Annotated in this window: 5 protein-coding genes; 4 read left to right on the top strand and 1 reads right to left on the bottom strand. The window is 66.9% G+C overall.

Annotation, left to right across the window (positions count from 1 at the left end):
* Positions 1–243: 243 nt before the first annotated feature.
* A complete protein-coding gene (locus tag BIWAKO_RS29280) occupies positions 244–4,239 on the top strand; it encodes a Pls/PosA family non-ribosomal peptide synthetase (protein WP_069881638.1) in 3,996 nt (1,331 codons plus the stop codon).
* 289 nt (positions 4,240–4,528) lie between these two features.
* On the top strand, positions 4,529–5,536 hold the full coding sequence (locus BIWAKO_RS29275) for a DUF1254 domain-containing protein (protein ID WP_201788720.1): 1,008 nt from the start codon (positions 4,529–4,531) through the stop codon (positions 5,534–5,536).
* A 257-nt stretch (positions 5,537–5,793) separates the two neighbouring features.
* Here the strand turns inward: BIWAKO_RS29275 and BIWAKO_RS29270 are convergent, their stop codons facing one another.
* The gene (locus tag BIWAKO_RS29270) at positions 5,794–9,468 is read right to left on the bottom strand and encodes an autotransporter outer membrane beta-barrel domain-containing protein (RefSeq protein WP_176733434.1); all 3,675 of its coding nucleotides are present in this window, start codon (positions 9,466–9,468) and stop codon (positions 5,794–5,796) included.
* A gap of 430 nt (positions 9,469–9,898) precedes the next feature.
* Here BIWAKO_RS29270 and BIWAKO_RS29265 point away from each other — a divergent pair, with 430 nt between their 5' ends.
* Together BIWAKO_RS29265 and BIWAKO_RS29260 are read left to right on the top strand one after the other, a co-directional pair.
* Entirely contained in the window at positions 9,899–11,479 is a 1,581-nt protein-coding gene (locus BIWAKO_RS29265; RefSeq protein ID WP_069881635.1) for an ABC transporter substrate-binding protein, read from the top strand.
* Positions 11,480–11,490: 11 nt separating this feature from the next.
* Positions 11,491–12,996: a M81 family metallopeptidase gene (locus BIWAKO_RS29260; RefSeq protein ID WP_084652375.1), complete on the top strand. Its 1,506-nt coding sequence runs from the start codon at positions 11,491–11,493 to the stop codon at positions 12,994–12,996.
* Positions 12,997–13,070 lie beyond the last annotated feature (74 nt).

Below are 13,070 nucleotides of genomic sequence, written 5' to 3'. Positions count from 1 at the left end.
TACGCTGTCCGGTCCGACGATCTGGAGTGCCGTCCCCGGCGTCGTGAGCGATCGCCGCAGTCAGGCTTGCGCTCTCCACGCCTGAGCCTGAAGAGCCTGCTGGCGTTGACCCAGCGTTCGTGGGGCTGGGCGGGAACAACACTTTGCAATGTCCTAACGCAATCTACATCTCTCACCGCTAGCAAACCCCGGTCTCGCACAGGCGGTTCAGCCGTGCTGCGGTCTGGCTGGGGGAAGCGGATCATGCATGCCATCGTCGGGCGCGGTGCCGGAAAACTCGTGGGCGCCGTGGAGCCCTCGCTCCTGCGCGACGAACTGCTCGGCGAGATCTTCGAGGCATCCGTCCGGCGGACGCCGGAACACATCGCCATCATCTTCGGAGGCGAGCGCGTCACCTATGCCGAGCTCGACGCACGCGCCGACAAGGTGGCGCGCGCGCTGCGGGCGCGCGGCGTCGGGGCAGGGGCCTTTGTCGGGCTCTGGATGTCGCGCTCGCTCGACCTGCATGTCGCGCTGCTCGGCATCCTCAAGGCCGGCGCGGCCTATATCCCCTTCGACGCCGACGCCCCGCCCGAGCGCATCGGTGAATGCCTCGCCGATTGCGAGGCAAGGCTCATCGTCGTGGACGACGCCACCGGCGCGAAGCTCGACCGGGAGCTGCCCGCCCAGGCAATGCGCTGCCGCGACCTGATCGCCGCCGGGACTGACGCCCCGCCGGTCGATCCGCGCAAGGAGGGCGTGACGCCGGCGAGCCCGGCCTATGCGATCTACACCTCGGGCTCGACCGGCAAGCCCAAGGGCATCGTCATCGCGCACAGCAACATCTGCCACTATCTGCGCTCGTCGAACCATGTCTATGGCATGGCGGCTGACGACGTCTCCTTCCAGGGCGCCTCGGTCGCCTTCGATCTCTCGCTGGAGGAGATCTTCGTCCCCTATCTCGTCGGAGCGACGCTCTGGGTCGCCTCGGCGCAGGTGCTGGGCGAGGTCGAACGCCTGCCCGCCTTGATGTCCGATGCCGGCATCACCGTGCTCGACACCGTGCCGACGCTGCTCGCGATGATGCCGCAGGATATTCCGAGCCTGCGCATCATCATCCTCGGCGGCGAGGCCTGTCCGCCCGCCGTTCGCCAGCGCTGGTGCCGCCCGGGCCGCAAGGTCTTCAACTCCTACGGACCGACCGAGGCGACCGTCGTCGCCACCGTCGACGAGGTCACGCCGGACGAGGCGGTGACGATCGGCCTGCCGATCCCGAACTACACCTGCTATGTCGTCGACGAGCAGATGGCGATCGTCGGCCCCGGCACCGAGGGCGAACTCCTGATCGGCGGCCCCGGCGTCGCCGCGGGCTATCTCGGCCGTCCCGAGCTCACCGCCGAGAAGTTCATCGCCAATCCCTTCGGCGGCGACGGCACCGACCCGGTGCTCTACCGCTCGGGCGACGCGGTCAGCATTTCGGACAAGGGCAAGATCCTCTTCCACGGCCGCATCGACGATCAGGTCAAGCTGCGCGGCTTCCGCCTCGAACTCGGCGAGATCGAGGCCAGGCTCTGCGACCTGCCCGGCATCGCGCAGGCGACCGTGGTGCTGCGCCGCGATGACGGCATCGACCGGCTCGTCGCCTTCGTGGTGACGGATGCGGCGACCGCCTTCGACCGCGCGGCCGTGCGCGCTGCCCTGAAGGAGACCCTGCCGCCCTATATGCTGCCCTCGCATTTCGAGGAGATGGCGAGCCTGCCGCGCCTGACCTCGGGCAAGGCCGACCGCAAGGCGCTGAAGGCGGCGACGCTGACGATGGTGGCCTCCGCCGAGGAACAGGAGGAGCCCCGTAGCGCGACCGAAGCCGCGCTTCTCGACGCCGCCAGGCCGCTCTTCCCGGGCCAGACGATCGGGTTCGAGGCCGATTTCTTCGCCGATCTCGGCGGCCATTCGCTGCTGGCCGCCACCTTCCTTGCCGGCGTGCGTGCCAATCCCGCTCTGCCGAGCATCACGCTGGAGGATGTCTACAGCCTGCGCACCCTGCGCGCGATCGCCGCCCGGCTCGATGAGCGCAGGCAGGCCGATATCGGCCGCCCCGTGCGCGATCTCTCCTTCACGCCGCCGCCGCTGCAGCGCCGCGTGTTCTGCGGGCTGGCGCAGCTCGCCTGCATGCCGGTGCTGCTGCTGGCGCTGACCGGCCCCTGGCTGACGATCTACGTCATCTACGAGCTGATCACGGTCGACGGGCGCGTCGAGCTGCGCGAGATCCTGATGATGATGGGCATCTACGCGCTCGTCACGCTCTCGGTGATGATCGCCGGCATCCTCGGCAAGCGCCTGGTGCTCTGGCGCACGACACCGGGCCGCTATCCGCTCTGGGGCGTCTATTTCTTCCGCTGGTGGCTCGCCCGCCAGTTCACCGGGATGGTGCATCTCAACCTGATGCAGGGCACGCCGCTGGCCAGGGTCGCCATGCGTCTGCTTGGCGCCCGGGTCGGCAAGGGCGTCTTCGTCAGCGGCTTCGAGGCTGGCGCGATCGACCTGATCGAGATCGGCGACGACGTCACGCTCGGCGGCAAGCTCAGCCTCGCCAATGCCGAGGTGATCGGCAACGAGCTGGTGATCGGCACGATCGCGATCGGCAAGGACGCCTATATCGGCACCTCCTGCGCCATCGGCCATGACACGGTGATCGGGGAGGGCGCCGAGCTCGCCGATCTGACCGCGCTCGCCGCCGGCAGCCGCGTCGGCGCCTTCGAGCTCTGGGACGGTTCGCCCGGCCATCGCACCGGCAAGGTCGATCCCGCGTCCTGGCCCCAGCACGCCCTGCAGCCCTCCGTGCCTGTCAGGGCGCTGCAGACCATCTTCTTCGCCGCCGTGCTTCTGGTGATGCCGGCGCTGGCGCTGCTGCCGATCTTCCCGGCCTTCTTCATTCTCGACCGTTTCGACGGGCCGCTGCAGGAGCTGGTCGGCATCGACTATCGCTGGGTCCTGCCGGTCCTCGCCTGGCCGACCGCGATGGTGCTGATGTTCGCCACCGTCCTGCTCGTCACCGCGATCCGCTGGCTCGTGATGCCGCGCTCGGTCGAGGGCACGCATGCCATCGCCTCCGGCTACGGCCTGCGCAAATGGACTGTGGGGCTGGCCTCGGACGTGATGCTCCAGAGCCTGTCCTCGCTGTTCTCCACCGTCTACATGCGGCTCTGGTACCGCATGATGGGCGCCCGGATCGGCAAGGACACCGAGATCGCCACCAATTTCGGCGGCCGCTTCGACATGATCGAGATCGGCGAGCATTGCTTCGTCGCCGACGAGGTCGTGCTCGGCGACGAGGATGTCCGCCGCGGCTGGATGACCGCAAAGCCCGTGCGCACCGGCGACCGGGTCTTCATCGGCAATGACGCGGTGGTCCCGCCCGGCGCCTTCCTGCCGACGGGCTCGCTGCTCGGCATCAAGTCGAAGCCGCCCGCCGACGTGGCGATGCAGCCCGGCGAGACCCGCTTCGGCAGCCCGCCGATCCTGCTGCCCTCGCGCCAGCGCTTCGACGATGCCGACATCGCCAAGACCTTCCGTCCTCCGGTCTGGCGCCGCATCCTGCGCGCCGTCCTCGAGCTGTTCAGCGCCTCGATGCCGACGATGATGTTCATCACGCTCGGCACGATCACGGCCGAGCTTGTCCTCTTCCCAGCCCTCGAAAATGCCCAGAGCTGGGGCGAGTTCGCCCCGGTCCTCGTCGCCTGCGCAGTCGGCACCTCGATTGCGCTGGCGACAGCCGTGCTCGTGATGAAATGGCTGGTGATGGGCGTCTATCGGCCCGGCAATCGCGGCCTCTGGTCCTGGTGGGCGCTGCGCACCGAGGCGATGACGACGCTCTACTGGGGCACCGCCGGCTCGATCCTGCTCAATGCGCTACGCGGCACGCCGATGCTGCCCTGGGTGCTGCGCCTCTTCGGCGTCAAGATCGGCCAGGGCGTCTATCTCGACTCGACGGATATCACCGAGTTCGACTGCGTCAGCATCGGCGACTATGCCGCGATCAACGCGACCGCCAACCTCCAGACCCATCTCTTCGAGGACCGGGTGATGAAGGTCGGCCGCATCGAGATCGGCCGCGGCTGCGTTCTTGGCGGGCTGACCACGGTCCTCTACGACACCCATGTCGCCGACCACGCCCGGCTCGGCCTGCTCACCATCGTGATGAAGGGCGAGACGATCCCGGCGCAGACCGAATGGGCCGGCGCTCCCGCGGCACCGGCCTGATGCGACATCGTCCAGCGCAGGCGCCGCCTTCCGCGCCATCATCGGGATCGGCGCGACCAGATCCGCGTTGCCGCAGCCGGTGAAGAAGACCGGTCGCGATTGGCGCGAAATGGCAAGACGGGCAGGCGGCCCATGCACGAAATGCCGCGACGACAGTCCTGGCGGGGCAGATCACGAGCTTCGCCGCCCCCCAGCTGGCGATAAGCCGAAGCGCGGACGCAAGACCCGTTCGGTCTTGCTCTAATGAGCACATGATTCAGATACGCCAATGAGGTGCCGTTCTATGCGAATGACGTCGATCTACAGCCTGAGTTTCCTGGTTCTCGCGCCATGCGCGGCGTATTCGCAGACGGTTCCGGTGAACGTCGACAATTTCAAGCGAGCCGAGACCGATTTCTATATGGCAAAGACGGTTGCCGACGGCGGCCTCGGCAAATTCGCCCATAGCAGGACGCCGACGCCGATCGATAAGCAGCCCGTGGTCCGGATGAACCGGGATACGCTCTATTCCCAGGCGCTCTTCGATCTCGATGCCGGCCCGGTGACCATCACCCTTCCCGATGCCGGGAAGCGTTTCATCTCGATGCAGATCATCAGCGAAGACCATTACACCCCGATGGTGGTCTACAAGCCCGGCCGCACGACGCTGACCAGGGACAAGGTCGGCACCCGCTATGTGTTCGCTGCGGTCCGTATCCTGGTCGATCCCAACGACAGCAAGGACCTCGCGCAGGTTCACGCATTGCAGGATGCGCTGAAGGTTGAGCAGAAGTCGGTCGGCAAGTTCGAGGCCCCGAACTGGGACCTGGCTCAACAGAAGAAGATCCGTGACGCGCTCGAAGCGCTGTCGGCGGCATCCGGCAGCTTCACCAACGCCTTCGGCCCGAAGGGCAAGGTCGATCCGGTCAAGCACCTGATCGGCACGGCAGCCGGCTGGGGCGGCAACCCCGACAAGGACGCATCCTACCCCTCGTTCACGCCGGCCAAGAATGACGGCACGACGGTTTACAAGCTCAAGGTCAAGGATGTCCCCGTCGACTCGTTCTGGTCGATCAGCGTCTATAACGACAAGGGCTTCTTCCAGAAGAACGATTACGACGCCTATTCGGTCAACAGCATCACCGGCAAGAAGAGCGCCGATGGCGCCATCGACATCCAGTTCGGCGGCTGCGACGGCAAGATCGCGAATTGCCTGCCGATCACGCAGGGGTGGAACTACACGTTCCGGCTCTACCGCCCTCGGGCAGAGATCCTGAACGGCAAGTGGTCGATCCCGCAGGCGCAGCCTGCATCGTAGACGGCATCAGCCCCGTCCGTCTGGCCCGGCAAGCAGCGGTAACGTTCCACCCGCTCTTGCCGTTGGCCGCATGGAGAAACCGGCACGGCGCTCGTCCGCCGTTCCGGTCCTCCTCGGACGGAACCTGACGCTTCGCAACCGCGGCGTCCTCGCTCCGGACCAGAGGAACACCCTCTTGAGAGCTCACATCTGGATCATCGGACCGGATATTGCTTCGGCGTTTCCGAAAGCCGCAATCCAGCTCTCTGGCCGATGCTTTAGAACCTGACGTCGATCCTGCCCTTGAGGGCATGATCGCGGGCGTTCTCGCTGATCGCGGCGCTGTAGCTCACGCCGAGCGTGGTGGTCGCGGTTGCGCGCCAGGCGAGCCCGGCCTCGGCCACCAGGGCGTTGCGGGCAAGCGGGGCGGCGTAAGTCTGAAACGGCGTTGCTGCGCCGATGAAGGCGAGCCTGGCCGCGGGTGTCGTGTCGCCAAAGGCATGGCGCCAGCCGAGCATGCCGCGGGCCAGCAGCGGCGTCGCGCCCAACTGCATCTCGGCCCGCAGGCCGAGCGTCGAGAAGCCGAGGCGCTGATCCCGGCCGAGGACCTGCAATGCGGTCGGGCCACCTGTCTCGGCGTCGCGGCTGGTGCGGACGGTGATGGCGGCGAGCTGCGCGAAGGGCTCGAACGAAACCGGGCCGTAGGGCAGGGCGTAGCCGATCTCGGCGAAGGCCTGGGCGGTCGCGCTGCGGCCGTCGAAGCGCAGCGCATCGGAGATCCCGGGCAGTGTCACCCGGCGCGTCACGTCGAGATCGCTCCACGCATAGGCCGCGCCGGCCCGCAGCGAGACCGCCCCGAAACGCATGCCGCCATAAAGCGCGCCATGGGCGCTGCCCAGCTCTCCGCTCGAGCGGCGCCCATCGACATCGAAATCGCTGCGCGTATAGCCGCCGGCGATGCCGAGGCGCCATTGCCGAGCGTCGGTCCAGCTCGAGTTGAGCTCGGCGCCGAACAGCATGCCACCGCCGCGCCGGTCGAGCGAAGCCGCGTTGCGGTCGCTATCCCCGCGTCCCTGCGCCCCGATCGCCTCGCCCCAAAGCGTGAAGCGTTCCATGGCGAGGCCCGGCGCCGGCAGGGTCGTGCCGGCCGATCTACCGGGCGCGTCGGCACTGAAGGCACCATTGACGGTGCCGCCGGTCGTGCCGCCGGCCAAGGGCCAGCGCAGCCGGGTGAGGATGGATTCGCGAATGAGGTGGCTGTCCTCGATCGCGACGCTGACCGCTTGCGCGTGAGCCTCGCCCGAGAGCGCGTCGAAACCGGCGCGGGCATCCGCGACGCTTGCCGTGAGCAGCGCATCGTAGACACGGTTGCCGGCGCCCAGCGCTTCGGCTGCTCCGGCAGCTCCGGCCTGGTTACGGGTCAGGGCGACCTGCGGAAAGGCGATCGCGTTGCGATCGAGCGTCAGCGCCACCTCATTGGCGCCATAGGCCAGGCTTGGGGTCAGGAAGGCAAAATTGGAGGTCACCGCGGCGAACTGGCCGAAGACCCCGCCCTGCGCCGTCAGGATGGTGTAGCGCGTCGAGGCGCCATACCCGCCTTGTTCCGCCAGAAGCTGCACCGTTCCTCCCGACACGGTCGCGGTCCCGGTGGCGGCGATCCTGTCGGACTGGCCGGCGGCATTGACCTCGAGCTGATAGGTCGAGCCGGGAGCGAAGGAGATGTTGCCGGCGACGCTCAGCGTGCCGATCGAATTGCCCGGCGCGACTGTGCCGGCATTGCCGGCAATGACGCTCCCGACCGTGCCCGAACCACCCAGAGAACCACCAGACAGGGTGATGGTGGAGCCCGTCAGCGAACCGTTGACCGTGAGCAGGCCAGACAGCACCGAGGTCGCCCCGGTATAGCTGTTCTTCCCCGTCAGAATGAGCCGGCCGGAGCCCTGCTTGGTCAGCGTCCCCGTGCCCGAGATGTTTGCGGCGAGCGTGGCGGTATCGACAAAATCCGCGACGATGGCGCCGTCATTCAGGATTCCGGGCGTGTCGATCGCGCCCGCGCGCCCGCCGGTGCCGAGATTGAGCACGGAGGTATCGCTGATCTCCACCCAGCCGGCCTTGACCAGGCCCCCATCCGCAGCGGTGAGCATGGCGGTGGTGGCGCCGCAGCCGCAGCCATAGCCGACATAGAGGCCGTCGACCACGTTCAGCTGGGAGCCGGCGCCGGTGACCGTCACATTGGCGCTGGCGAGGCCCAGCCCGGCATCGGAATCGTAATAGAGGCTGCCGTTCAGATTGACGACGCCACCGTCGGATACGACGAGCGCGCCGGTTCCATTGGACCATTTGGAGCCGATGAACATGTGCTGCTCGACATTCCAGACCGAGCCGGCGCCGGTCACGCTGACGGTCGACGAGGTCCCATGCCCCTCGATGAGCGCGCCCGCCTTGCTGTTCATCACGCCGCCGCCGCTGATGGTCAGGGTCGCGGCAGCAGGACCGCCCACATCCGTGTAGCCCTCATTGGTGACGCTGGAATTTGCCCCCGAAACCTCCATGGCGGATTTGATCGCCAGATACCCCATCGGGTCCACCAGCTTCAGCGTTCCGCCATTGCTGACCCGGAGCAGGCCGCTCGACACTTCGTTCCAGCCCATTGCCCAGCCGGTCGGATCGCCGACCGTGAGCGAACCGCCCTTGATCTCGAGCGTCGGGCTCGCGCTGCCGCTGAGGGTGAACGCGCCCCCGATGACATTGTGCGCTCCGGTCAGCGACAGGGTGCCGGGGCCGTTCACAAGGAGAGAGCCCGGGCCGGAAATCTGACCCGAAAGGGTCAACACGCCGCTGGCGTCGATCGTGCCGCCGGCTGCGCTCAACATCACATCCCGCGCCGAGGTGAAGCTGCCGGTGGTTCTGAGCGTGCCACCGTTGAGGGTCAGCCCCCCTGATACCGCACCGAGATTGGCGTCGCGGCTTATCGACAGAACGCCTCCGTTGATGTTCGTCCCGCCGCTATAGGTATTCGTCCCTGTCAGGATGGTGACCCCGGCCTCGATAAGAAGCGCGCCGGCGCCTGTGATCTTGGGCGCGAACGTGTAGGCCGTAGAGGTATGGTTGAAGACAATGCGTCCCGTGGCTGCGCCGAATGCGACTTCAGCCGCGAGAAGGCTCCCGACCGCCGCCGCCGCTTGGCCGGACGCGGCACCAATGTTCAATGTGCCTGTACCGCCATAAGTGCCATCTGACGCGACCAGAAGGGTGCCCCCGCCACCCCGAACGGAAACCGTGCCTCCGTCCTGAATGGTGAGCGTCCCGTCGCCGATACCGCCGACGTACAAGGCCGAGTTGCCGCTGCTGATCAGGGACGATCCGGCCCCTGTGACCATCACAGAGCCCGCTGCACGATGGGAGAGGCCGCCAGCGTTGCCTATGACAACGAAACCAAACGAGACAGTCCCTCCTGCCTCTATAAGCAGCGAGCCAGTGCCATTGTGTCCAACATCAAGTCGTCCACTGCCGCTGAGGGATGACCCAGTCCCCGTCATGCTGACTGAGCCAATACCGCCGACGGCCGCGCCGAGGCGGACATCCTCGGAGCCCACGCTGACGGTGCCGCCGCCGGCAATGGTCAGCGCGCCAGTGCCTGTTTGACCGATGTTGAGGAGGCCGCCCGGAGTCCAATGCGGCAGCGGATTGGGCGATGGAAGAGGCGAAACATCGCCCGTCACCGTCACGGACGGCGTTTGCGCCGAAGCTCCCAGCGGCTGGCCGGCGAGCCAGGTGACGAGAGACAGCGCCGCGGTCGCCGGGAAGGACGCAGCGCGGCGGCCCGGCCGCGTGTGTCCGCATGCCTGCAGGCCGGATTGTTGCCGGCCACGAGCCGCATCTTCGATCAGTCGCAGGATGGCGAGCGGCGCTCGCGCTCCGCGCCTCACGCCGGCCGCCCTGTGCACTCCCATCATCCACCCCCCGGCGCCGCGGAGAGGACTGAGTCGCCGCCGCACCGCATGCCAGCCGCGACAACTAGGGCAGCGGAACTCTCGCGGCAATACGGGATTTGCCGTCGATGCCACGGAGAGGTTGCATAATTAAGATGTTAAATAACGCATCGTCCTGTCGCGCGGGCGCTGGTCGAGCAGAACGTGGTCGGCTGGGCGAAGGTCAGTGTGCTGCGCCGCCGGCACGGCAGCCGGCTGGGGCGGCAACCCCGACAAGGACGCCATCCCGAGTGCGGGAGGCTCGGGCTCGGTCTACCGAACGAGCAGTTGCACAAACTATGGCGGGTTCGCGAGGGCCGCTTTGCGCTGCGCGCCTTGCACGCGTTCTTTCCGGCGCTCTAGGATCGGTCTGCCGACATCGCAGCGCTGCTGGATACGGAAGGTCTCAAGCATGAAGCGTCGGACATTTCTGGGCGCTGCCGCGGGCGCCGCCGTCTCAGCGATCGCAAGGCCCAGCCTCGCGCAGCCGGCAAAAGTCCTGAAATTCGTTCCCGAGGCGGATGTCGCGATCGTCGATCCGGTCTGGACCACGGCGACGGTGACGCGCAATCACGGCTATCTCGTCTTCGATACGCTCTATGGCCAGAACGCCGATTATGGTTTCGAGCCCCAGATGGTGGCGGGCCATACGATCGAGGATGACGGCAAGACCTGGCGACTGACCTTGCGCGAGGGCCTGCGCTTTCATGATGGCGAGCCGGTGCGGGCACAGGACGTGGTGCCGAGCATCCGTCGTTTTTCCGCCCGCGATGCCTTCGGCCGGGCCTTGATGGATGCGACGGACGAACTGTCGGCCGAATCCGACCGCGTCGTGAAATTCCGCCTGAAGCGGCCGTTCCCGCTGCTTCCGGCAGCGCTAGGCAAGACCGGGACCTCGATGCCCTGCATCATGCCGGAACGGCTGGCGCTGACCGACCCCAACAAGCAGGTGACGGAGATGGTCGGCAGCGGCCCGTACCGCTTCAAGGCCGACGAGCGGGTGCCGGGCGCATTGGCGGTCTATGAGAGATTTGCAGGCTATGTGCCCCGGCCGGATGGCTCCGCCACCTTCACTGCCGGCCCCAAGACCGTGTTCTTCGACCGGGTTGAGTGGCGCATCATGCCCGACCCGTCGACGGCGGCGAACGCCCTCAGCACCGGCGAGATCGACTGGTGGCAGAACCCGACACCGGATCTGCTGGGGGTGCTTCGAGCCAAGACCGGCGTGAAGGTCGAAGGCCTTGATCCGGCCGGCGGCATCGGCTGCCTGCGCTTCAACAGTCTCCTCCCGCCGTTCGATAATCCCGCGATCCGACGCGCGCTGCTTGGCGCCATCGACCAGAGCGAGTTCATGACGGCGGTCGCCGGCGAGGAACGCTCGATGTGGAAGGACCATGTCGGCGTGTTCAGCCCGGACACGCCGCTCGCGACCACGGCCGGAACGGAGGTTCTGGTCGGCAAGCGGGATTTCGCGGCGGTCAGGCGCGAGCTTGCGGCCGCCGGTTACAAGGGTGAGCGCATCGTGCTGCTTGACCCGACCGATTATCCCTCGACCCATGCGCTGGCGATGGTGGCGGCGGACGCGCTGCAGAAATGCGGGATGAACGTGGACCTGGTCTCGACCGACTGGGGCAGCGTTGTTCAGCGCCGCGCCAGCAAACAGCCCATCGACAAGGGCGGCTGGAACATCTTCTTCACCTATCTGAACGGCACCAATAATTTCGATCCCGCCAGCCAGCTCGGCATCCGTGGCAATGGCGACCAGGCCTGGTTCGGCTGGCCGAAATCGCCGCGCCTGGAAGAGCTGCGCCTCGACTGGTTCGCGGCCAAGGATATCCCCGCCCAAAAAGCGATCTGCGCCGAAATCCAGAAGCAGTTCTTCGTCGAGGTGCCCTATATCCCGCTCGGCGCCTATTACGAGAAAACGGCCTATCGCGGATTGGCCGGGATGCGTATTGGCTTCGCGCAATTCTACGACGTGAAACGAGCATGATGTCCAAGCCGATCCGTATCGCCGTTCTCCAGTTCGCCCATGAGACGGTCACCTTCCTCCCCAATGACACCACCTTGGACGACTTCATCTATCCCGGCTCGCCGGCCGGCGGCGAGGCGCTGCTTGCGACCGATCCGAAGGGCTATATGGGCGGCTTCGTCCAGGTTGCGCGCGAGCATGACGATGTCGAGCTGATCGGCATCACCTCGCCGCTCTGGCCGCGCACCGGCACGGGGTCGGGCTGGGTCACGCAGGATGCGTACGAGCATTTCCTCGGCGTCATGATCGAGGAATTGCGGGCGCAGGGGACGCTGCACGGCGTCTATCTGGCGCTTCACGGCGCGCTGGCGGTGCGCGGCGTGCCGCGTCCCGAGGCCGATATCGCAAGGCGCGTCCGCGAGGTCGTGGGCCGGGAGGTCTTCATCTCCTCGACATTCGATCCCCATGGCAATGAGGACGAAGCTTTTCTGCAGCAGGCCGACATGGCCTTCTGCGTCAAATACTTCCCCCATTACGACATGCACCTGCAGGGCGAGCGCGCGGCGCGCATGCTGGTCAGGGCGATCCGCGGCAGCTTCAAGCCGGTGCACCGGTCGCTGCGGATCCCGATCATCGCCCCCACGGTCGTGATGTGGACCGGCGCCTCGCCCTGGTCCGATCTGATCCAGCGGGCGCTGATCTGGGAGGCGCGCGAGCCGGACGTCTTCGTCAATGTCTTCTTCGGTTTTCCCTGGTCGGACGTTCCCGATGCCGGGATGGGCCTTCAGGTCCTGACCGATGACGACGCGGAGCTCGCCGAGCGCGTGATCCGGGACATGGCCGACTGGACCTGGCGCCGGCGCAAGGCGCTGCTCGAGACCGTGAAGATCCACGAGATGGCGCAGGGCGTCGCTCTCGCCCGCGAGGCCGTGACGGCGGGCAGGGCGCCGGTCGTGCTCGCCGATTACAGCGATCGCTCGGGCTATGCCACCTGGCTGCTGCAGGAGATCCTCGCGCAGAAGCTCGAACGCACCCTGATCGCCACCATTGCCTCGCCTGAGGCCATTCGTGCCGTGCTGGCGGCCGGCGCCCGGCCGGGCGACGCGTTCGACGCGGAGATCGGCGGGTTGTTCGATGAATCGGCCGGGGAGCCCGTGCGCATCACCGGCACGATCCGCGATATCCGCTCGGCCACGAACCGACGCGGCATGGGCAGCGAGACGCTCTGCGTGAGCTTCGGCAACGGCAATGTGCTGGTCTTGAGCCCCTATCTGGTCCAGATCATCGAGCCGTCGGAACTCTGGGAGCTCGGTTTCGAGCCCGCGGAATTCGATGTCATCGCGATCAAGTCCCGCGTGCATTTCCGCCGGGGTTTCGACGACAGCGGTTTCGCGCCGACGATTCTCCTGGTCGAGCCGCCCAAGCCCTTCATGGGCACGGTGCATCTCGAAGCTCTGCCCTACGAGAACCTCACGCTGAAGGACTACTATCCCTATGGCAGCCCGCGCTTTCAGCCGGAGGAGGGCGGAGCGTCCTAAAGCGAATGCGGGCTTCGGCGCGTCCCGGTTCTGGAGGCGAGCCCGGCTCCCGGAATGTCTTTGTCAGGTAGAGA

The organism is Bosea sp. BIWAKO-01 (assembly GCF_001748145.1).
In the GTDB taxonomy this organism is placed as follows: domain Bacteria; phylum Pseudomonadota; class Alphaproteobacteria; order Rhizobiales; family Beijerinckiaceae; genus Allobosea.
The sequence above is the reverse complement of the archived record's forward strand: the minus strand, read 5'-3'. Positions and strand labels throughout refer to the sequence as shown.